The following is a 20,332-nucleotide window of genomic DNA, read 5'->3' as shown; positions in this document are numbered from 1 at the left end:
AGGACAGCCCCGATGGCACAGCGCATCGACGTCAAGGACCTCAACATCTACTACGGCGACTTCCTCGCGGTGCAGGACGTCGGCATGACGATCGAACCCCAGTCCGTGACGGCCTTCATCGGCCCGTCCGGCTGCGGCAAGTCGACGTTCCTGCGGACGCTCAACCGCATGCACGAGGTGATTCCCGGCGCACGCGTCGAGGGGACCGTCGCGATGGAGGGCGTCGACCTCTACGGCGACGACGTCGACCCGGTCGCCGTCCGCCGCCAGGTCGGCATGGTCTTCCAGCGGCCGAACCCGTTCCCCACGATGTCCATCAAGGAGAACGTGCTCGCGGGGGTGAAGCTCAACAACAAGCGCATCTCGAAGGCCGACGCCGAGGACCTCGTCGAGTCGTCGCTGCGCGGCGCGAACCTGTGGAACGAGGTGAAGGACCGCCTCGACCGCCCGGGCTCGGGCCTCTCCGGCGGCCAGCAGCAGCGCCTGTGCATCGCGCGCGCGATCGCCGTCAAGCCCCAGGTGCTCCTCATGGACGAGCCGTGCTCGGCGCTCGACCCGATCTCCACGCTCGCGATCGAGGACCTCATCGCCGAGCTCAAGGACGAGTACACGATCGTCATCGTCACGCACAACATGCAGCAGGCGGCGCGCGTGAGCGACCGCACCGCGTTCTTCAACATCGCGGGCACCGGCAAGCCCGGGCGCCTCATCGAGATGGACGACACCGCGACGATGTTCTCCTCGCCCACGCAGCAGGCCACCGAGGACTACATCTCCGGCCGCTTCGGGTGACCTGAGCCCGTCCGTCACGGCCCCGGCCCGACGCGCGACGGCGCCCCTCCCCCCGCGGGGAGGGGCGCCGTCGTGCGTGCGGGACGGATCAGGGGAATCAGGTCGCGCTGCCCTGGAGCGAGCCCGTGACGTCGGTGCCGTTCGTGTCGAGGACGCACTGGACCACGCGGTCGCCCTGCCGGTTCCAGGGCGCGGCACGACGTCACGGCAGGAGGTGCGCGTACTCCTCGAGGGTGCCGTCGAGGACGGGGAGGGAGAGGGTCTGCTCCTCGCCCGTCGTCGCGCTCACGGTGACGGGCAGCATCGCGCCGGGGGCCGCGTCGACGCGGCCGATCTGCGCGTCGAAGCCGTCCTCGGCGCCGAGGTAGACCGTCTCGCCGGCCGCGACGGGGATCGTCACCGGCGCGCCGCCCTCGGGCGTCACGTCGAACTCCACGTCCTCCGTCGAGTCGTTGGCGAAGGCCCCGACGAGGGCGCCCGGCTCGCCGTCCTCCGCGCTCACGACGAGCAGGTTGAGCCCGCGCAGCTCGCTGGTGAGGTCGACCCGCAGGCCGTCGGAGGGGGAGTACGGGCGGTTCGTCTCGATGGGGGAGCAGGCGGACGCGAGGGCCACACCGGCGACCAGGAGGGGCACGGCCCAGGCGCGCGCACGGCCGGTCGCTCGGGACTCCGCACGGGTCGAGGCTCGGGGGGTCGGGATGCGGGTCACGTGCACTCCAGGGCTGCAAGAAGGGGGACGGGATTCCGCGCCCAGCCTAGTGCGTCGGGAGGGCGAGGGCGGCCGGAACGGCCGGCTCGCGACCGTGGCGTGAGCGGCGTCACGTGGCTCCGGGCGCGCCGGGACGGTGGTCGTCGCGCGAGGTGAAGGTCCGGAAAGGGCCCGCGGGGCGCTCCCGAGGGGCCGAAGAGGCCCCTCCTCGAGATTCGTCAGGCGCGCTGACACGGCTCTGACCTGGGCGAACGTGCTGGTGACGGGCTTGTCAAGGGGCGCAGGGGCTCGGATTTCCGCCCTTCCGCGTGGTAAGGTGGACCACCGCGAAAGGGGACATCTGCAGATGACGTTCACAGTAGGCGAGACCGTTGTCTACCCGCACCACGGAGCCGCACTGATCGAGGAGATCAAGACGCGCACCATCCGCGGAGAGGACAAGATCTACCTCAAGCTCAAGGTCGCGCAGGGCGACCTGACCATCGAAGTCCCAGCCGAGAACGTCGACCTCGTCGGCGTGCGTGACGTCGTCGGCCAGGAGGGTCTCGACCGCGTGTTCGAGGTGCTTCGTGCACCCTACACCGAGGAGCCGACCAACTGGTCGCGCCGGTACAAGGCGAACCTCGAGAAGCTCGCGTCGGGCGACGTGATCAAGGTCGCCGAGGTCGTGCGCGACCTCTCCCGCCGCGACGCCGACCGCGGTCTGTCCGCCGGCGAGAAGCGCATGCTCTCGAAGGCACGGCAGATCCTCGTCTCGGAGCTCGCGCTGGCCGAGCACACCGAGGAGGACAAGGCCGAGGCGATCCTCGACGAGGTGCTCGCCTCCTGACGTCCCGGGCCGCGGCCCGCGCAGTCAGCGCCACAGACCACCGGGGAGGGGCCGTCCGTACGGACGGCGCCCTCCCCGTCGTCGTGCCCGGTAGCGTGTGCGCGTGCCGACTCTCGCCGTCCTCACCGCCGCAGGCTCCGGGACCCGCCTCGGGCTGGACCTGCCCAAGGCCCTCGTCGAGCTCGACGGCCTCCCGCTCGTGGCGCACGCCGCCCGACGGCTGTGCGCGTCCGGGGTCGTGGACGCGCTCGTCGTGACCGCGCCGCCCGGGCTGCGCGACCACGTCGCGACGCTCCTGGCCGACGACCCCGCGGTCGACCGGCCGGTCCGGGTGGTCGAGGGCGCGGGGACCCGTCAGGCCTCCGTGGCGGCCGGTCTCCGGGCCGGCCGCGGCCTCTCGGAGGGCGACGTGCCCGCCGACGTCGTGCTCGTCCACGACGCCGCACGGCCCCTCGCGCCGCCGTCGCTGGTCCGCCGCGTCGTCGAGGCCGTGCGCGCGGGCCACGGGGCCGTCGTGCCGGGGCTCCCCGTCACGGACACGATCAAGCGCGTCGCCCCCGGCGGCGCTGAAGACGCGTCCGGCGCGGAGCCCGTCGTCGAGACGGTCGACCGGAGCGCGCTGCGCGCCGTCCAGACCCCGCAGGGGTTCGAGGGCGAGCTCCTGGCCCGCGCGCACGCGGTAGCGGCGCACCGCGCGGACGACGAGTCCGTCGCCGCGACCGACGACGCCGGGCTGGTCGAGGCGCTCGGCGTCCCGGTCCACGTGGTGCCCGGCGACGCCGCGGCGGCCAAGATCACCACCGCGCACGACCTGCGGGTCGCGGCGCTGACGCTCCGGGAGGACCGATGACCACCCCTGCAGGCGCCACCGGGACGTCGGCCGAGACGCCCACCACCGCACCGTCCGCCGCGGGCTCCGTCCCGGCGCTCCCGCGCACGGGCGTCGGGGTGGACGTCCACGCGTTCGCGCCCGAGGGCGAGGAGCGACCGCTGTGGCTGGGCGGTCTGCACTGGCCGGGCGAGCGCGGGCTCGCCGGGCACTCCGACGCCGACGTCGCGGCGCACGCCGCCGCGGACGCGCTGTTCTCGGCCACCGGCCTCGGCGACCTCGGCTCGAACTTCGGCACGAGCGCGCCCGAGTGGGCGGGCGCGAGCGGTGCGAGCCTGCTCGCGGAGGCCGCGCGCCGGGTGCGGGCCGCGGGGTTCGAGATCGGGAACGTGGCCGTCCAGGTGATCGGCGACCGGCCGCGCCTCGGGCCGCGCCGCGCGGAGGCGGAGGCGGCGCTCGGGGCGGCCGCGGGCGCCCCGGTGACCCTCACGGCGACCACGACCGACGGGCTGGGCCTCACCGGGCGCGGCGAGGGCGTCGCGGCGGTCGCCACGGCCCTCGTGGTCCGGGTCGCGCCGCCCGCCTGACGTCAGCCCGCGGGCGCGACCTGGACGCTCTCGAGGATCGCGCGCGCCTGTGCGGCGCCGTCGGCGTCGTCGACGGCGTACGACGCCGTGAGGTCGACGACCCACGCGTCCGGCCCGTCGCCCGTCCGCACGGCCACGATCTCCTGCGCGACGGCGGTGCCCGCGGCGCCGTACGTCCCGGCCACGCGGTAGGCGGGCAGCCCGGCGAGGGTCGTGGGGCCCTGCCCGTCGGGATCGGGCACCCAGCCGGGGATCGAGGCGACCGCCGCCGTCGTCGCGGCGCCCGCCTCGTCGACGGTCTGCGCCGACTGCTTGCCGGTGACGACGACGTTCGCCCGGAAGTCCTCGGAACCCGTGCCGCTCGGCGCGCGCAGCAGGAACGCGCCGTCGCGCGTGCCGCGCTCCCAGTCCGGGGGCGCGGTCACCTGGACCGGGATCTCGGGGACGTCGTGCACGACCGGCTCCGTGCCGCCTGCGGCGTCCTCGGGCCCGCCGCAGGCCGCGAGGGCGAGCGCGACGGCCGCCGTGAGGGCGAGCGTCCAGGGGGAGCGGGGCAGGCGCGGTCGGGGCACGGGAGTCCTTCGTCGGGGGCGGGGCCGGGGCTGGTCCGGCTCGTCATTCTCGCCCGCTCCCGTCCGGCGTGCCAGGCCCGCCACCTGCCTCTACGATCGCTGGAAGCGCATCGATGTGTTTGACTTTCCCAAGAACGACACATGGGATGAATCGCACATGAACCGAATGTCCGTCGAGGAACGCCGAGCCCAGCTCGTCGACGCCGCGATGACCATCGCCGTCCGCGAGGGCGTCGAGGCCGTGACCATCCGCGGCGTCGCGGCCGAGGCCGGGGTCTCGCTCGGCGTCGTGCACTACTGCTTCGAGGACAAGGACGAGCTCCTCCAGGCGATGGGCAACAGCCTCGCGCTCGTGGCCTCCGAGCCCGTCCGGTCCGCGCTCGACGTCGACGGCGACGTCGTGGCGCTCGCCCACGCCGCCGCCGACGGCCTGTGGAGCGGGCTGACGCCGCGTCGTCACATGCGGCTCCTCACGTTCGAGTTCGCGACGGCGGGCGTGCGCAGCCGCGCGCTGCGCTCCGTCGCGCACACGCACCTCGAGCAGACCTGGGCGATGACGCGCGGGTTCCTCGAGAACGTGGCCGAGCGGGGGAACGTCAGCTACACGATGGACATGGGGTTCCTGTCCCGGGTCGTCGCGGGGTACATCGACGGGATCGAGATCGCGTGGCTCGTCGAGCAGGACGACGAGACGGCGGTCCGCAGCTTCCACGCGCTCGCCGAGTACGTGCTGTCGATGATGGTGCGCCCCGACGGCTCGCCGGTGCGGGAGCACGGTCCCGAGCCCGTCCCCTGACGGACGGACGACGTCCCGTCCCCAGACGGGTCCGGGACGTCGCCGGTCAGCGCCGCGCGGCCGGGGCCGGGCCGAGCACGCGGTCGGTGTAGCCGTTCGCGAACACGCCCTCGGGGTCCGTCGCGTCGCGGACGGCGACGGCGTCGTCGAACCGCGGGTAGAGCTCCCGGAACCGGTCCGCCGCCAGGCCGTGCATCTTGCCCCAGTGCGGGCGGCCCCCGACCTCGGCGACGATGCGCTCGACGGCGTCGAAGTACCGCTCGTGCGGCAGGCGCGCGTACTGGTGCACGGCGACGTAGGCGGTCTCGCGACCGTGGGCCGTGGAGAGCCACACGTCGTCGGGCGCCGCGAACCGGACCTCGACGGGGAACGGCACGTGCTCGCCGGACCGGTCCAGCCACGCGTCGATGCTCGACAGCACGTCGACGAGGTGCTCGCGCGGCACGGCGTACTCCATCTCGCGGAACCGGACGCGGCGCGACGTGACGAACACGTGGTGCGACGGCGCGACGTACGTGCGCGGCGCGAGCGCCCGCGCGGAGACGGCGTTGAGGCGCGGCGTGACGCGCGGGACCGCGGTCGCGAGCCGGTTCACGAGCTCGAACGCGCCGTTCGACAGGAGCTCCTCGTCGACCCACGTGCGCGCCCGCGCGACCGGCCCGGGGCCCGTGGTGCGCAGCCGCTCGAGCTCGACGGCCTCCTCGTCGGGCGCGAGGCGGTTGTTGCGCTTGGTCAGCGCCCGGCGGGTGTGGGGGAACCAGTAGAACTCGAAGTGGTCGTTGCCGCCGACGAGCCCGTCGGGGTCGTCGGGCGTGCCGAGCCGTTCGAGCACGCGGTCGAGCGGCCACGGCTCCTCCTGCGCGCGCAGGAGGAACGCCGGGACCACCTCGAGCGTCACCGCGGACAGGATGCCCGTGACCCCCAGCCCGAGCCGGCTGACCTCGAACAGGCCCGGCTCGTGCGCGGGCGACGCCTCGCGCACCTCGCCGTCGGCCCCCACGACGCGGACGCCGCGCACCTGCGTCGCGAGACCGCCGAGGCGTGCCCCGGTGCCGTGGGTGCCCGTCGAGATCGCGCCCGCGACCGACTGCCGGTCGATGTCCCCGAGGTTGCGCATCGCGAGCCCCGCGGCGGCGAGGGCCTCGTTGAGCCGGTGCAGGCGGATGCCCGCCCCGACGGTCACGAGGATCGCGTCGCTGTCGGTGCCGTCCGCCCCGCCGCGCGCGATGCGCTCGACGAGGCTGAGCCGGTCGAGGTCGAGCAGGAGGCCGTCCGTGACCGCGGCCGGGGTGAACGAGTGCCCGGCACCCACCGCGCGGACGGGCAGGCCCTCCGCCGCGGCGCGGGCGACGAGGCCGCCCAGCTCCGCCTCGTCGCGCGGCGAGGCCCGACGGCGCGGCGTCGCGGAGGCCGTGCGGGCCCAGTTGGTCCAGGAGAGGGCGTCGTCGCTGCTCACAGGTCGTACTGTCTCACGCCCGGCGGGTGGCGTACGTTCTCCCCATGACGACCCACACGGCACCGGGGGCGGACCAGGGCGCGGGCCCGCAGGACGGTGACGAGCGGGGCGCGACGCCGTCGCTCCTGGCCCGCCTGACCCGCGCGACCGCGACGCTCGACGGCCCGCTCGCCGTCGTCGACCTCGACCGGTTCGACGCCAACGCCGACGAGCTGCTCGCGCGCGCGGGCGGCGTCCCCGTGCGGGTCGCGTCGAAGTCCGTGCGGGTGCGCTCGCTCGTCGCGCGCGCGGGCGAGCGGGGCTTCCAGGGCGTCATGGCGTACTCGGTGCGCGAGGCGCTGTGGCTCGTCGAGTCGGGCGTCCGCGACGTCCTCGTGGGCTACCCGTCGGTCGACCGCGGGGCGCTCGCGGCGCTCGCCCGCCACGAGGCCGGCCGGCGCGAGGTCACGCTCATGGTCGACGACGCCGCGCACCTGGAGCTCGTGCGCCACGCGCTCGCCGAGACCGGCACCGGGGACGAGCCGCCCGTGCGGGTGTGCCTCGACGTGGACGCGTCGCTGCGCGTGGGCCTCGGTCTCGTGACGGTCCACCTGGGCACGCGCCGCTCGCCCCTGCACGGTGCGCGCGACGTCGCGTCGCTCGCCGCCCGGGTCGTCTCGACGCCCGGTCTCGCGCTGCGGGGCCTCATGTTCTACGAGGCGCAGGTCGCCGGGATGCCGGACTCCAGCCTCGCCGTCCGCGCGGTCAAGCGGCTCTCGGTGCTCGAGCTGGGCGAGCGCCGGGGCGAGGTCGTCGCGGCGGTGCGGGACGTCGTCGGGCACGGCCTCGAGCTCGTGAACTCGGGCGGCACGGGGTCCCTCGAGACGTCGTCCGCCGACGCGGTCGTGACCGAGGTGACGGCCGGGTCGGGCCTGTACGTCCCGGGCCTGTTCGACGAGTACCGCGCGTTCCGGCCCCGGCCGTCGGCGTTCTTCGGCCTCGACGTCGTGCGCGTCCCGGGCCCGGGCTGGGCGACGGCGTTCGGCGGCGGGTACGTCGCGTCCGGCCCGGCCACCCGCAGCCGGCTGCCGCGCGTCGTGACGCCGGGATGGTCGCTCACGGGGCGCGAGGGCGCGGGCGAGGTGCAGACGCCGCTCCACCGGTCGCGCGGCGCCGGGGCGCCCGACCTGGGCGTGGGAGACCGCGTCTGGTTCCGCCACGGCAAGGCCGGCGAGGCCATGGAGCGGTTCGACCGCGTGCACCTCGTGCGCGGCGACGAGGTCGTCGACGTGGTCCCGACGTACCGCGGCGAGGGCAAGAGCTTCGGCTGACGCGGCGAGGACGGGCCGGACGACGCCCCGGCGTCGCTTCGGCCGCGACGGTGCGTCCCCGGTACCCTTGCGGCGTGACCCTTCGCCTGTTCGACACCGCCACGCGGGACGTGCGCGACTTCGTCCCCCTGACCCCGGGCGAGGTCGGCATCTACCTGTGCGGCGCCACCGTCCAGGCCGCCCCCCACATCGGGCACATGCGCTCGGCCGTCGCGTTCGACGTGCTCGTGCGCTGGCTCCGGCGCGGGGGCGCGCGGGTGACGCTCATCCGCAACGTCACCGACATCGACGACAAGATCCTCGCGAAGTCCGCCGACGCGGGCGAGCCCTGGTGGGCCTGGGCCGCGACGTACGAGCGCGCGTTCACCGCCGCGTACGACGCCCTGGGCGTGCTGCCCCCCACGTACGAGCCGCGCGCGACGGGCCACGTCCCGGACATGGTCGAGCTCATGCAGCGCCTCGTCGAGCGCGGCCACGCCTACACCACCGGCCCCGGCGACGTGTGGTTCGACGTGCGGTCCTGGCCCGAGTACGGCGCGCTCACCAACCAGCGCCTCGAGGACCTCAACCCCGTGCCCGACGACGTCCCCGCCGACGCCGAGGAGGCCGCCGCCAAGCGCGACCCGCGCGACTTCGCGCTGTGGAAGGCCCCCAAGCCGGGCGAGCCGGGGACCGCGTCGTGGGACACGCCGTTCGGGCGCGGCCGTCCGGGCTGGCACCTCGAGTGCTCCGCGATGGCGCGCCGCTACCTCGGCGACACGTTCGACCTCCACGGGGGCGGCCTCGACCTGCGCTTCCCCCACCACGAGAACGAGCAGGCCCAGTCGCGCGCCGCGGGCTACGGGTTCGCGCAGCACTGGCTGCACAGCGCGTGGGTCACCCAGGGCGGCGCCAAGATGAGCAAGTCGCTCGGCAACGGGCTGCTCGTGCGCGAGGTCCTGGCGACCACGAGCCCCGCCGTGCTGCGCTACGCGCTCGCGTCCGTGCAGTACCGCTCGATGCTCGAGTGGACCCCCGCCACGGTCGTCGAGGCCGAGGCGACGTGGGAGCGGCTGGCGGGGTTCGTCGAGCGGGCGACCGAGCGGGTGGGCGAGGTCGACGACGTGCGCGACGCCGAGCTCCCGACCGCCTTCACCGCGGCGATGGACGACGACCTCAACGTGCCGGCGGCGCTCGCCGTCGTGCACGAGCACCTGCGCGCGGGCAACGCGGCGCTCGCGGACCGGACGACGGCCGCGGACGCCGTCGCGCGCCACCACCTCGTGGCGGTGCGCGCGATGCTCGACGTGCTCGGGCTCGACCCGGGCGACGCGCAGTGGGCCGACCGCGGCGACTCGCGCTACGCGGCGGTGCTGGACGCCGTCGTCGGCGCGGAGCTCGCGGCGCGGGCCGAGGCGCGCGCGTCGCGGGACTTCGCGACGGCCGACGCGATCCGCGACCGGCTCGCCGCAGCGGGCGTCGCGGTCGAGGACTCGGCCGACGGCGCGCGGTGGACCCTCGCCTGACGCCCACCGGACGACGGCCGGAAGCCACCCGCCGGCGCACGAGACAGAGCTCCGGTAGCGCGAGGTAGAGCTCTGGTAGCGCGCGGGAGAACCCTGGTGACGACCACGGTTCCCCCGCGGCGGGGTGTCTGGGGGACACTGGAGCCAGGAGCGAGACACGCACGCCGGGCGCCGAACCCGACGTGGACTGACCTGAACTGACCTGAACGACGACACGATCGGTACACCATGGCTGGCAACTCACAACGACGCGGCGCGACCCGCAAGCCCGGAAGCAAGAAGGGCGCGACCGTCGGCTCCGGCGGGCAGCGGCGCAAGGGCCTCGAGGGCCGCGGGCCGACCCCGAAGGCGGAGGACCGCGTCTACCACGCGGCGCACAAGCGCAAGGTGGCCGACGAGAAGCGCGCGACCGGGCGCGGCGGCCCGGCGCGCGGCACCGAGCGTGCCGGAACGTCGCGCGGCGGGGCCTCGCGCGGCGGCGGCCCCAAGGGTCGCGGGTCGGTCCAGGAGGTCGTCGCGGGTCGCAACTCCGTCCTGGAGGCGCTGCGCGCGCGCATCCCCGTCGAGGTGGTCTACCTCGCGTCGCGCCTCGACGCCGACGACCGCACGCGCGAGATCGTCGACATCGTCGCGGGCCGCGGCTACGACCTCCTCGAGGTGGGCAAGCCCGAGCTCGACCGTCTCACCGACGGGGCCGTGCACCAGGGCGTCGCGATCAAGGTCCCGCCGTACGAGTACGCGGACGTGGACGACCTGCTCGACGCCGCCGAGGAGTCGGGGCGGCCGCCGCTCGTCGTCGCGCTCGACGGCGTCACGGACCCGCGCAACCTCGGCGCGGTGCTCCGCTCCGCGGGCGCGTTCGGCGCGCACGGCGTCCTCGTGCCCGAGCGCCGCGCCGCGGGCGTCACCGCGTCCGCGTGGAAGGTCTCGGCGGGTGCCGCCGCGCGCGTCCCGGTCGCCCGGGCGACCAACCTCGTGCGCGCGCTCGGTGAGCTGAAGAAGGCGGGGTGCTTCGTCGTCGGGCTCGACGCGGGCGGCACCACGGCGATCGGCGACCTCGAGCTCGCGACCGAGCCGCTCGTCGTCGTCGCGGGGTCGGAGGGCAAGGGCCTGTCCCGCCTCGTGCGCGAGGCGTGCGACGTCGTCGCGTCCATCCCCATCGGGTCGGACACGGAGTCGCTCAACGCCGCCGTCGCGACGGGCATCTCGCTCTACGAGGTCGCGCGCCTGCGGCGCGAGGCCTGACGCCGGCGCGCCCGGCAGCACACAACGCCACGCGGTGCCCGCGTCGCCCCGCCGGTCCTCGGACGGCGGGGCGACGCGCGTCCGTCAGCCGTAGTACTCGGGGTCCTTCTCGCCCGGTGCGAGGCCGAGGATCGCCTTCTCGTCCGGGCGGTGGCGCAGGACGTTCTCCACGTACGACTGCGTCGCCTCCGCCATCGGCACGTCGCGACCGGCGCGCTCCGAGATGAACCAGCGGTGGTCGAGGATCTCGTGGAAGAGCTGCGCCGGCTCGAGCTTGCGGCGCAGGTTCCGCGGCACGGCCTGGATCGTGGGCTCGAACACGCCGCTCAGCCAGTCGTGCGCGACGAACTCCTCGTCGTCGTTCTGCCGCTCGGCCGCCGCGCGGAACGAGTCCAGGTCGTTGAGCAGACGGCGGGCCTGGTTCTCCTGCACGTCGAGGCCGGTGAGGCGCAGCAGGCGTCGCGAGTGGTGCCCCGCGTCCACGACCTTCGGCTGGATCTGCACGGTCGTGCCGTCGATGTCGGTCGTGATCGCGAGCTCGTCGACGTCGAACCCGAGGTTGTTGAGGTGCTCGATGCGGGCCGCGACGCGCCACCGCTCGTTCGCGTCGAACGACTCGGACGTCGTCAGCGCCTCCCACAGCTCCTCGTAGCGCGCGACGAGCGCGTCGCCGATCGCGACCTCGTCCACGTCCTCGTCGAGCAGCTCGCCGGCGGCGAGGTCCATGAGCTCGCCGATGATGTTCGTGCGCGCGAGGTCGACGTCGTACGAGCGCTGGCCGGGGGAGAGCTCGCGGTGCAGGTCACCCGTCTCGGCGTCCACGAGGAAGGCGGCGAACGTCTCGGCGTCGCGCCGGAACAGCGTGTTCGACAGCGACACGTCGCCCCAGTAGAAGCCCACGAGGTGCAGGCGCACGAGGAGGACGGCGAGCGCGTCGATGAGGCGCGTGGCCGTGTCCGGCCGCAGCGACTGGCTGAACAGCGCGCGGTAGGGGAGCGAGAACTGGAGGTGCTCGGTGATGAGCACGGCCTCGAGCCGCTCGCCGTTCGCGTCCTGGCGTCCGGTGATGACGCCCACCGGGACGACGCTCGGCACCTCGAGCCGGCGGAGCTGCCGCAGCAGCTCGTACTCGCGGTACGCGACCGTCTCGCCGATCTCCTTGATCGCGATCACCCGCCCGGAGAGGCGGACGAACCGCACGATGTGCCGCGAGATGCCGCGGGGGAGGGCGGCGAGCGTCTCCGCCGGCCATTCCTCGAGCGGGACGTCCCAGGGCAGGTCGAGGAGCGCCGGGTCGGGGGCCGACGCGGTGATCTGCAGGTTGTGCACCGTCACGGGTCCATTGTCCATGGTCGTGGGGCCCGGGCGGGGCGGGCCCGACCCGTGAGGTCGGACCCGCCCCGCGACGAGGTGCCGCAGGTCAGGCGCAGGCGACCGCGTCGTGGTCGACCTCGACCGTCGACGTGACGTCCTCGCCGTCGACCGTCGCGGTGCCGGTGACGGTCACCGACCCGTTATCGACGGAGGTGGAACGCACCGCGAACGACTGGTACGCGTTCGCGCCCGGGGCGACGTCGGCGACCTCGCGGGTGCCGTACGGCGTCGCGAGCGTCACGTCGACGGGCTGGTCCTCGCCGTTCGTCGCCCGGACGGCGACGTACGCCTGGCCGGCGAGGCAGCGGGCCTGCACCTCGACGTCGAGGTCGAGCTGTCCGGCCGGTGCGCCGTAGACCTCGAGCTCGTAGAGGGAGAAGCCCCACTGCGTCGCGCGCTCGGTGAGGTAGAGCCGCACGTGCCGGCCCGTCCCGGTGATCTCCAGGTCGTCGAACCCGCCGTCACCGTCGGTGACGGTGCGGACCGTGGTCCAGGTCTCGCCGTCGTGGGACGTCTGGACCTCGTAGCCCGACCCGTACGCCGTCTCCCAGTCGACGACGACGCGGCTCAGGTCGTAGCTCGCGCCGAGGTCCACCGCGATCCACTCGGGCTCGCTCCACGCGCTGCTCCAGCGGGTCCCGGCGTTGCCGTCGACCGCCTTCTCGGGCTCGTGGCCGGCCTCGTCGATGCTGGAGGCCGTCACGGGCCGGCCCAGGGCGAGCGAGTCCTCGTCCTCCTCGCCGCCCCCGTCGTCGGACCGGAAGCAGCGCAGGTACTGGTAGGACTCCGCGGAGGTCTCGAACGACGGTGCCCAGTCCCACTCGTAGGTGAAGTACTCGACGTAGGGCTCGGCCGCGGCGATGATCGCCGGGAGGTCGAGCTCGCCGCGGCCGAGCGCGACCTGCCGCATGTCGCCCGGCGCGTCGACGTTCACGGCGTCCTTGATGTGGAGCAGCTCGATGCGGTCCCCGTGCTCCTCGATCCACGCCGGGACGTCGAGGCCGGCGTCGGCGGCCCAGCCGACGTCGAGCTCGAACGTGACGTAGCGCGGGTCGGTGTTCTCCTCGATGACCTCCCAGGCACTGACCGTCTCGCCCGTCCCCGGGTGGGTGTACCGCGTGGTGAACTCGCTCTGGTGGTTGTGCAGCACGATCTTGTTCGCGCCGTTCTCGTGCGCGTACTTCCCGAGCTCGTTCACGTACGCCGCGGTGGCGACCGCCTCGTCGTAGGTGCCGTAGCCGCCCGCCATGCCGCCGGTCCCGATGTAGTCCTGGCCCAGCGCGACGGCGTACGCGACCGTCGCGGGCCACGTGGCCCGGTCCGTGCTGCCGTGGCTCGACGACACCTGGAGGCCGTGCCGGTCGAGGATCGCCCGGTAGTCGTCGACCGGCATCGCGTAGGGCTGGTTGTACGGCTCGACGTTCGTGAACCCGGCCGCGGCCACCTCGCCGAGCACGCGGTCGAGGGTCTCCGGTGACGGGGTCCCCGAGCCGCCGAGCTCGCCCACGTGCGTGTAGAGCTGGATCGAGATCTTGGAGTCGGGGAGGCCGTCGTCCGCGTCGCACGTGACGGCGGCGGTGGTCGACGGACCCGCGGACGGCGCGGGCCCGACGGGCGCTGCGACGGCCGGCGCGGTGGCGAGCGCGGTCGCGACGAGCGCGCCGGTGGCCAGCGCCGCGCCGAGGCGCCGGGCGCGCGGGGAGGGGGACGGGATCTGCATGAGGCTCCAATTGACAGCGTTGTCGATTTGGGTGACGAACAGACGACTTTTGGCGTCGTGTGTGCAAAAGCAGTCTTGAGGTCCCCCATGACCCTGTCAAGGGCACGGACCCGACGGATCGGCGGGAGGGCGTGCCTCGCCGTCGCGAGCCCGGAACGCCGCAGGGCGGGCCCTCCCGACCGGGAGGACCCGCCCTGCGGCGGTGGTGCGAGGTGTCAGCTGATGCGCTGACCCGAGGCGGCACCGAAGACGTGCGACTGACCCGGGCGGATCGTCACGTAGATGCGCTCGCCCTTGGCCGGGACGTTGCGCGGGTCGACGCGGACGATGACCTGGTTGTCGCCGGCGCCCGAGTGGACGTCGGCCTGCGAGGCCAGGTCACCCTTGAGCGTGCCGTAGACGAACGCGTCGGAGCCGAGCTCCTCGACGATGTTGACCTCGACCGGGAACGCGGCCTCGTTGGCCTGCGACACGACGTCGAGCGCCTCGGGACGGAAGCCGATCGTCACCTTGCCGTTGTCGGCCTCGGTGATCTTGGCGGCCGTCTCGCGCTCGAGCGCGATGCGCGCGGGGCCGACCTCGGCGACGCCGTTGTTGACCGCGAACGTGCCGATGTTCATCGCCGGCGAGCCGATGAAGCCCGCGACGAAGACGTTGGCCGGCGTGTCGTACATCTCGCGCGGCGTGCCGACCTGCTGGAGCAGACCGTCCTTGAGGACCGCGATGCGGTCGCCCATGGTGAGGGCCTCGGTCTGGTCGTGCGTGACGTAGACCGTCGTGACACCGAGGCGGCGCTGGAGCGACGCGATCTGGGTGCGCGTCTGGACGCGGAGCTTGGCGTCGAGGTTCGACAGCGGCTCGTCCATGAGGAACACCTGCGGCTGACGGACGATCGCACGGCCCATCGCGACGCGCTGGCGCTGACCACCGGAGAGCGCCTTCGGCTTGCGGTCGAGGTACTCGGTGAGGTCGAGGATCTTCGCGGCCTCCTCGACGCGCTGGCGGATCTCCGCCTTCGGCGTGCCGGCGATCTTCAGTGCGAAGCCCATGTTGTCCGCGACGGACATGTGCGGGTACAGCGCGTAGTTCTGGAACACCATCGCGATGTCGCGGTCCTTCGGCTGGACGTCCGTGACGTCGCGGTCGCCGATGTAGATGTGTCCGCCGTTGACGTCCTCGAGGCCCGCGAGCATGCGGAGCGAGGTCGACTTGCCGCAGCCCGAGGGGCCGACGAGGACGAGGAACTCGCCGTCCTCGATGTGCAGGTTGAGCTGGTCCACGGCAGGACGCTCGGTCCCGGGGTAGACGCGGGTTGCGTGGTCGTAGGTGACCGTAGCCATGACTGGTACATCCCTCCACCGGCAGGTACGTGCCGGACGATCCGTTGTGCAGTGACGTGCCACGTCGACGTAGCTGTTCGCGATGGCGGACGAGCGTGTCTTCGACGACACAGAAGAAGTCGGACCCCCTCCGGAACGAGCAGGGGACCCGACGTCATCGTGACCCGATCCTACTCCCGGTCCTGAGTGCTTCGTCACAGCGTCGGTCACGATCCGGTAGCGGTTCGGTGCGGGCGGCAGGGCCCGCCGGGCGCGCGCCCGGCGGACCCCGCCCCGGGGTCAGCCCTCCCGGCGCTCCCGGCGCTCCAGGAGGTCCGCGAGGAGGTCGAGCACCGCGGCGAGCGCGTCGGCGTCGGGCACGCGCTGCTCGGCGAGCGTGTCGCCGTCGCCCACCTTGACGCCCAGGTCGCCCGGGCCGAGCACGGCGAACGCCGTCTCGTCGGTCGTGTCGTCGCCCGCGTAGAGCACGCGCGTGCGCGCGTCGGGGCGCCCGGCGTCCTGCCCGACGACGTCCCGCAGCCGGTCCACCGCCTCGCCCTTCGACGTCTCGACGACCGCGACCTCGACGACGTCCTTCCCGTGCATCGCGTGCAGCCCGAGCCGCTCGGCGACCGCGTCGGCCAGGTGCTCGGCGGCCTGCGTGTCCGTCGCCGAGGCGAGCCGCGTGTGCAGGACGGCGGCGCTCGGCTTCTCCTGCACCCACGCGCCCTCCCGCCCCGCGACGGCCTCGGCCATGCCCGCGCGCAGCGCGGCGAGGTGGTCGGCCTGCTCCGGCGTGAGGTCGAGCGGGACGGCGTCGAGCCCGTCCTCGGTCACGTGCCCGGTCTCGGCGCCGTGGCTGCCCACGAGGTACGTGCCGACGGGCGGCTCGCTGCGCTCCGCGAGGTCCGCGAGGTTGCGGCCCGAGACGAGGGCGAGGCGCGTCGTCGTGCCGACGAGCGCGGCGGCCAGCCGGTCGACGGCCGCCCGGGCGGACGGCGCCATGCGCGCGGCGAGCGGGTCGTCGACGAGCGGCGAGAGCGTGCCGTCGAAGTCGAGCGCGACGAGCCGCGCGGCGGGTGCGCCGTCCGCGTCCGCCGCGAAGGCGCGCACGGCGTCGGCGACCGGCCCGGGCACGGGCGCGGGGTGGTGCGTCGCGGTCACGCGCCCTGCTCCGCGGGCTCGTCAGCGGCCTGGCGGGCGTCCTGCGGCGCACCCGGCTCGTCGTCCTCCGGGCGGCGGCGCGGCACGCGGGACGGCATCGCGGTGAGGACGCCGAGGAACGACTCCGACCACCGTGCGACGTCGTCGGTGAGGACCTTGCGACGCAGCCGGCGCATGCGCTTGCGCTGCTCGCGGTGGTCCATGTGCGCGGCCGCGACGATGATGTCCTTCATCCCGTCGATGTCGTGCGGGTTGACGAGGAGCGCGCCGGACGAGAGCTCGTCGGCGGCGCCGGTGAACTCGGAGAGCACGAGCACCCCGCGGTCGTCCGAGCGGGCCGCGACGTACTCCTTCGCGACGAGGTTCATGCCGTCGCGCAGCGCTGTGACGAGCATGACGTCGGCCGCGAGGTACAGCGCGGCCATCTCCTCGGGCGGGTAGGAGTGGTGCAGGTAGTGGATCGCGGCGTGCCCGATCTCCGCGTACTCGCCGTTGATCCGCCCGACCGCGCCCTCGACGTGCTCGCGCAGCTCCTGGTAGGCGTCGACGTTCTCGCGGCTCGGGCTCGCGACCTGGACGAGCGTGGCGTGCTCGACGTCGAGGCGGCCGTCCTGCAGCAGCTCGCCGTACGCCTTGATGCGGTGCCGGATGCCCTTGGTGTAGTCGAGGCGGTCGACGCCGAGCATCATGATGTCCGGGTCGCCGAGGTCCGCGCGGATCTCGCGCGAGCGCTGCTGGACCTCGGGCGTGCGGGCGAGCTCGTCGAACCGGCGCGAGTCGATCGAGATGGGGAACGCGGCGGCGCGGACGTGGCGGTCGCGCCCGTCCTCGCCCGGGACCGTGATGATCGGCCCGCGCGTCGTGTGGGCGCGCAGCCGCCGCACCGCACGGATGAAGTTCGCGGCGTCGCCCGCGCGTTGGAAGCCCACGAGGTCCGCGCCCAGCAGGCCGTCGATCACCTGGCGGCGCCACGGCAGCTGCTGGAACAGCTCGAGCGGGGGGAACGGGATGTGGTTGAAGAACCCGATCCGCACGTCCGGGCGCTGGGCGCGGATCATCTGCGGCACGAGCTGGAGCTGGTAGTCGTGCACCCAGACGACGGCGCCCGGCGCCGCCTGCGCGACGGCGGCGTCGGCGAAGCGCTGGTTGACGCGGCGGTACGCGTCCCACCACGTGCGGTGGTACGTGGGCGGCGAGATGACGTCGTGGTAGAGCGGCCAGAGCGTGTCGTTCGAGAAGCCCTCGTAGTACCGCTCGATCTCGTCGGCCGAGAGCGTCACGGGCACGAGGCGCATCTCGTCGGCGTCGAACGGCTCGCTCGCCAGGTCGGGCGCGCCGGACCAGCCGACCCAGGCGCCGTCGGACGCCTGCATGACGGGCTCGAGCGCCGTGACCAGGCCTCCGGGCGACCGCTTCCACTCGATCTCACCGCCGGGGCCGACCGTGAAGTCCACGGGCAGCCGGTTGGCCACCACGACGAGATCGAATCCCTCTTTGCCTGTCAATGGACCTCTCCTTGAGCTTCGATGAATCGCGCCTGGGCGGCCCAGGGTAGTCCGCTCGTCGGGCGCATGGACGGGTCGTCCGGTGCCGGTCGCGTGCCGGACGCCGCCCCGGGCCGGGTCGCCCACCGGGCCCGTCGGGGCCGCACCCTCCAGCGCCGGCCCGTCCACTGCGGCTACCTTGTCACCATGGAGGAGCCCACGCAGCGCGTCGAGGCGCGGAACGTCGCCGGGGGGCCGTCGCGCGGACCCGCCCCGGGCAGCGAGGTCGGGGGCTACCACATCGGTGCGCGGCTCGGGTCCGGCGCCATGGGCACCGTCCACAGCGCGCACGACGGCGGCGGCAACCTCGTCGCGATCAAGCTCCTGCACGCGCACGTCGACCTCGACGCCGCCGCGCAGGGCCGCGAACGGCTGCGTCGCGAGGCCCGCGCCCTCCAGCGCCTGCGGCACCCCGCCGTCGCACAGATCCTCGACGTCGAGCTCGACGGCCCGGACGCGTTCATCGTCACCGAGCTCGTCGACGGGCCCACGCTGGAGGACGAGATCGCCGAGGGCGGGCCGCTCGACGCCTGGGACCTCTACGAGCTCGCCGACCAGCTCGCCGCGGCGCTCGAGGCCGTGCACGCGGCCGGCGTCGTGCACCGCGACCTCAAGCCGAGCAACGTCATGGTGTCCTCGCGGGGACCCGTGCTCATCGACTTCGGCATCGCCCAGGGGCTCGAGGACGCGCGCGTCACGTCCACGGGCCTCGTCATGGGCACCCCGGGGTACCTGGCGCCCGAGCTGCTCGAGGGCGCGGCCCCCAGCGTGGACACCGACTGGTGGGGGTGGGCTGCCCTGCTCGCCTACGCGGCGACCGGTCGGGCGCCGTTCGGCGTGCGCCCGACGGACGTCGTGCTCGCCCGCGCGCGCAGCGGACGCCCCGACCTCGCCGGCCTGGGGCCCGTGACCGCGCACGCGATCGGTCGTGCGCTGCACGCCGACCCGGCGCAGCGCCTCGGGCCGACCGAGGTCGTGGCCGCCCTGCGGCACGCGGCCGACACCGGCGACGCCGCGCCCGCGACCCAGGTGGTCGCGCCGCCCACCGGACCGACGCAGGTGATGCCGCCCGTCGCCGTCGTGCCGGGCGGCACGGGGGCCCAGGCGTGGACCGGCGCGTCCGCGTGGACCGGCCAGGCCCAGGTCGTGCCGCCGCCCCTGCCCGCGTCGCAGGCGCAGGTCAACGACGGCCGGACGATGGCCGTCCCCGTCGGGCACGACCTCATGGACGACCTCGGCGCCCCGCCCCTCGGCGAGGACGGCGAACCGCTCTACGTGCGCCCGGTGCCCGCCGCGCGGCGCACCGCGCTGCTCCTGCTCGCCGCGCCGCTCGTGCTGCTCGGCGCGACCTACCCCGGCGTGGCGTTCGTCGTGCTGTCGGTGCTCGTCGTGCTCGCGCGCGTCGTCGGCGTGACGACCGAGTCGCTGCACGCGCGGCGCGAGCGGCGCGGCGTCTCGTCGCGGGACACGGTGCGCGCGGTCGCGGCGTCGCCCTGGTACGTCGTGCGCGCGCTCGTCGGCGCGCTCCCGTCCCTCCTGGTCGCGGCGTGCGCCGCGGTGCTCGTGGTCGTGGCCGGGTGGTGGTTGCTCGAGTCCGACCGCTGGGTCGTCGTCGAGGGGCCCGACGGCGGCAACGCGCCCGTCGTGACGACCGTGCTGCTGTGCCTCGCGGCGGTCGCGGCGGTGACCCTGGCCTGGGTCGGGCCCCTGACGCACCTCACGCGGTACGGGACGCGGACCGCGCTGGCGCGGCTCGCCCCCGGCCGCACGGGGACGCTCGTGCTCGCCGGCCTGGGTCTCGTGCTCACCGTCGTGTCCCTCGTGCTCCTCGGGGGCGACCCGGGCGTCACCTGGTGGCCGTTCCCCGGCACGCCGTCGCTGCGCTGAGCCGGCACCGGCCCTTCCCAGCCCGCTGCCAGGCCGCGCGCGTAGGATGGGCGCCGTGCTCCGGACGACGGTGCCGCGCGCCCTGTCGCGCGGCGTGACGCGCACGTCCGTCGTGCCCGCAGCCGGCCGTCTGCTCGGCCCCGCGCTCCTGCTCCTCACCCTCCTCGCCGCCGTGGTGACGCACCTCGCCGACCGCGGGTACGCCGTCGTGCACCAGTGCGTGACGGTGCCGGGGGTGTGGGGAGCCGCCGGGATGCACCTCGCGCTCGTCCACGAGGTGCCGGACTGCCCGTCGGGCACCGCGCTCGGGGGCGACCCGGCCGCCATGGTCACCGTCGTGGGCGCGCTCGCGCTGCCCGTCGTCGTGGCCCACGCGGCGGCGGCTGCCGTCGCGTGGGGGCTCTCCGCGTGGGCGCGACGCGCGCACGAGCGCTCCCGCGCCGTCGTGACCGGGGCCGGGCGTGCGCTGCGCGCCGTGCTCCGGGGGGCGCTGCGCCCCGTGGGGTCGCTCGTCGGGGTCGCGCGCCGCGTCGTGCGCCCGGTGCCCGACGCCGTCCCCACCGCGCTGCACCACCTCGCCGACGCGGTGGTGCGCACCCGGCGCGGGCCTCCGCAGGTCGCGCTCGTCTGACGACGTCGTCGGACGCACGGCCCGCGCGACCCCGTCGGCGCGCACCCTGACACATCCCCAGCT

General features: G+C 74.6%; 18 protein-coding genes. 10 read left to right on the top strand and 8 right to left on the bottom strand.

The window, feature by feature from the left end:
* The first annotated feature begins 12 nt into the window (after positions 1–12).
* A complete protein-coding gene (gene pstB / locus RSE42_RS15515) occupies positions 13–792 on the top strand; it encodes a phosphate ABC transporter ATP-binding protein PstB (protein ID WP_034654020.1) in 780 nt (259 codons plus the stop codon).
* 202 nt (positions 793–994) lie between these two features.
* On the opposite strand, the gene RSE42_RS15510 is transcribed toward pstB, so the two are convergent.
* The gene (locus tag RSE42_RS15510) at positions 995–1,405 is read right to left on the bottom strand and encodes a hypothetical protein (protein ID WP_415297001.1); all 411 of its coding nucleotides are present in this window, start codon (positions 1,403–1,405) and stop codon (positions 995–997) included.
* 442 nt (positions 1,406–1,847) lie between these two features.
* On the opposite strand from RSE42_RS15510, the gene RSE42_RS15505 reads away from it, so the two are divergent.
* The 3 genes from RSE42_RS15505 to ispF all read left to right on the top strand — a co-directional run bounded on the left by RSE42_RS15505 (position 1,848) and on the right by ispF (position 3,746).
* The gene (locus RSE42_RS15505; RefSeq protein WP_031315710.1) at positions 1,848–2,330 is read left to right on the top strand and encodes a CarD family transcriptional regulator; all 483 of its coding nucleotides are present in this window, start codon (positions 1,848–1,850) and stop codon (positions 2,328–2,330) included.
* A 103-nt stretch (positions 2,331–2,433) separates the two neighbouring features.
* Positions 2,434–3,180: a 2-C-methyl-D-erythritol 4-phosphate cytidylyltransferase gene (gene ispD / locus RSE42_RS15500; RefSeq protein ID WP_415296999.1), complete on the top strand. Its 747-nt coding sequence runs from the start codon at positions 2,434–2,436 to the stop codon at positions 3,178–3,180.
* Positions 3,177–3,746, top strand: a complete 570-nt coding sequence (ispF, locus tag RSE42_RS15495) for a 2-C-methyl-D-erythritol 2,4-cyclodiphosphate synthase (protein WP_144723019.1) — start codon at positions 3,177–3,179, stop codon at positions 3,744–3,746. The genes ispD and ispF overlap by 4 nt, the downstream gene beginning before the upstream one ends.
* 2 nt (positions 3,747–3,748) lie before the next feature.
* On the opposite strand, the gene RSE42_RS15490 is transcribed toward ispF, so the two are convergent.
* The gene (locus RSE42_RS15490) at positions 3,749–4,318 is read right to left on the bottom strand and encodes an LpqN/LpqT family lipoprotein (protein ID WP_170982204.1); all 570 of its coding nucleotides are present in this window, start codon (positions 4,316–4,318) and stop codon (positions 3,749–3,751) included.
* Between the two features lie 157 nt (positions 4,319–4,475).
* Here RSE42_RS15490 and RSE42_RS15485 point away from each other — a divergent pair, with 157 nt between their 5' ends.
* Positions 4,476–5,114, top strand: coding sequence for a TetR/AcrR family transcriptional regulator (locus RSE42_RS15485; RefSeq protein WP_044144577.1), 639 nt, complete (start codon positions 4,476–4,478; stop codon positions 5,112–5,114).
* A gap of 46 nt (positions 5,115–5,160) precedes the next feature.
* Here the strand turns inward: RSE42_RS15485 and RSE42_RS15480 are convergent, their stop codons facing one another.
* On the bottom strand, positions 5,161–6,570 hold the full coding sequence (locus RSE42_RS15480; protein WP_415296997.1) for a D-arabinono-1,4-lactone oxidase: 1,410 nt from the start codon (positions 6,568–6,570) through the stop codon (positions 5,161–5,163).
* A 44-nt stretch (positions 6,571–6,614) separates the two neighbouring features.
* Between RSE42_RS15480 and RSE42_RS15475 the strand changes: the two genes are divergently transcribed.
* From RSE42_RS15475 to rlmB, 3 genes are all read left to right on the top strand, one after another.
* Positions 6,615–7,880 carry an alanine racemase gene (locus RSE42_RS15475; RefSeq protein ID WP_081599892.1) on the top strand — a complete coding sequence of 422 codons (1,266 nt, stop codon included), beginning with the start codon at positions 6,615–6,617 and terminating at the stop codon, positions 7,878–7,880.
* Positions 7,881–7,954: 74 nt separating this feature from the next.
* Complete coding sequence (gene cysS, locus RSE42_RS15470; protein WP_415296994.1) at positions 7,955–9,385, top strand: cysteine--tRNA ligase; 1,431 nt, start codon at positions 7,955–7,957, stop codon at positions 9,383–9,385.
* Between the two features lie 228 nt (positions 9,386–9,613).
* The gene (rlmB, locus tag RSE42_RS15465) at positions 9,614–10,630 is read left to right on the top strand and encodes a 23S rRNA (guanosine(2251)-2'-O)-methyltransferase RlmB (protein WP_034654007.1); all 1,017 of its coding nucleotides are present in this window, start codon (positions 9,614–9,616) and stop codon (positions 10,628–10,630) included.
* Between the two features lie 84 nt (positions 10,631–10,714).
* On the opposite strand, the gene RSE42_RS15460 is transcribed toward rlmB, so the two are convergent.
* The 5 genes from RSE42_RS15460 to RSE42_RS15440 all read right to left on the bottom strand — a co-directional run bounded on the left by RSE42_RS15460 (position 10,715) and on the right by RSE42_RS15440 (position 17,682).
* On the bottom strand, positions 10,715–11,980 hold the full coding sequence (locus RSE42_RS15460) for a DUF4032 domain-containing protein (RefSeq protein ID WP_034654006.1): 1,266 nt from the start codon (positions 11,978–11,980) through the stop codon (positions 10,715–10,717).
* Positions 11,981–12,050: 70 nt separating this feature from the next.
* A complete protein-coding gene (locus RSE42_RS15455; protein WP_415296992.1) occupies positions 12,051–13,724 on the bottom strand; it encodes a discoidin domain-containing protein in 1,674 nt (557 codons plus the stop codon).
* Between the two features lie 215 nt (positions 13,725–13,939).
* The gene (locus RSE42_RS15450) at positions 13,940–15,064 is read right to left on the bottom strand and encodes an ABC transporter ATP-binding protein (protein ID WP_021483311.1); all 1,125 of its coding nucleotides are present in this window, start codon (positions 15,062–15,064) and stop codon (positions 13,940–13,942) included.
* A 279-nt stretch (positions 15,065–15,343) separates the two neighbouring features.
* A complete protein-coding gene (gene otsB, locus RSE42_RS15445; protein ID WP_415296990.1) occupies positions 15,344–16,207 on the bottom strand; it encodes a trehalose-phosphatase in 864 nt (287 codons plus the stop codon).
* Positions 16,204–17,682, bottom strand: coding sequence for an alpha,alpha-trehalose-phosphate synthase (UDP-forming) (locus RSE42_RS15440; RefSeq protein ID WP_319946782.1), 1,479 nt, complete (start codon positions 17,680–17,682; stop codon positions 16,204–16,206). Before RSE42_RS15440 ends, otsB begins: the two co-directional genes overlap by 4 nt.
* A gap of 216 nt (positions 17,683–17,898) precedes the next feature.
* Between RSE42_RS15440 and RSE42_RS15435 the strand changes: the two genes are divergently transcribed.
* A complete protein-coding gene (locus RSE42_RS15435; protein ID WP_415296987.1) occupies positions 17,899–19,638 on the top strand; it encodes a serine/threonine-protein kinase in 1,740 nt (579 codons plus the stop codon).
* Between the two features lie 55 nt (positions 19,639–19,693).
* The gene (locus RSE42_RS15430) at positions 19,694–20,269 is read left to right on the top strand and encodes a hypothetical protein (protein ID WP_076406171.1); all 576 of its coding nucleotides are present in this window, start codon (positions 19,694–19,696) and stop codon (positions 20,267–20,269) included.
* The last annotated feature ends 63 nt before the right edge of the window (positions 20,270–20,332 follow it).

Origin of the sequence: Cellulosimicrobium sp. SJTW-1, from assembly GCF_047716875.1 — a bacterium.
Lineage (GTDB): Bacteria > Actinomycetota > Actinomycetes > Actinomycetales > Cellulomonadaceae > Cellulosimicrobium > Cellulosimicrobium funkei.
The sequence above is the reverse complement of the archived record's forward strand: the minus strand, read 5'-3'. Positions and strand labels throughout refer to the sequence as shown.

What these genes read in the sequence shown, in the direction of transcription:
- pstB (WP_034654020.1), top strand. Translation starts at nt 13, where the DNA reads ATGGCACAGCGCATCGACGTCAAGGACCTCAACATCTACTACGGCGAC.
- RSE42_RS15505 (WP_031315710.1), top strand. Translation starts at nt 1,848, where the DNA reads ATGACGTTCACAGTAGGCGAGACCGTTGTCTACCCGCACCACGGAGCC.
- ispF (WP_144723019.1), top strand. Translation starts at nt 3,177, where the DNA reads ATGACCACCCCTGCAGGCGCCACCGGGACGTCGGCCGAGACGCCCACC.
- RSE42_RS15485 (WP_044144577.1), top strand. Translation starts at nt 4,476, where the DNA reads ATGAACCGAATGTCCGTCGAGGAACGCCGAGCCCAGCTCGTCGACGCC.
- RSE42_RS15475 (WP_081599892.1), top strand. Translation starts at nt 6,615, where the DNA reads ATGACGACCCACACGGCACCGGGGGCGGACCAGGGCGCGGGCCCGCAG.
- rlmB (WP_034654007.1), top strand. Translation starts at nt 9,614, where the DNA reads ATGGCTGGCAACTCACAACGACGCGGCGCGACCCGCAAGCCCGGAAGC.
- RSE42_RS15460 (WP_034654006.1), bottom strand. Translation starts at nt 11,980, where the DNA reads ATGGACAATGGACCCGTGACGGTGCACAACCTGCAGATCACCGCGTCG.
- RSE42_RS15455 (WP_415296992.1), bottom strand. Translation starts at nt 13,724, where the DNA reads ATGCAGATCCCGTCCCCCTCCCCGCGCGCCCGGCGCCTCGGCGCGGCG.
- RSE42_RS15450 (WP_021483311.1), bottom strand. Translation starts at nt 15,064, where the DNA reads ATGGCTACGGTCACCTACGACCACGCAACCCGCGTCTACCCCGGGACC.
- RSE42_RS15435 (WP_415296987.1), top strand. Translation starts at nt 17,899, where the DNA reads ATGGAGGAGCCCACGCAGCGCGTCGAGGCGCGGAACGTCGCCGGGGGG.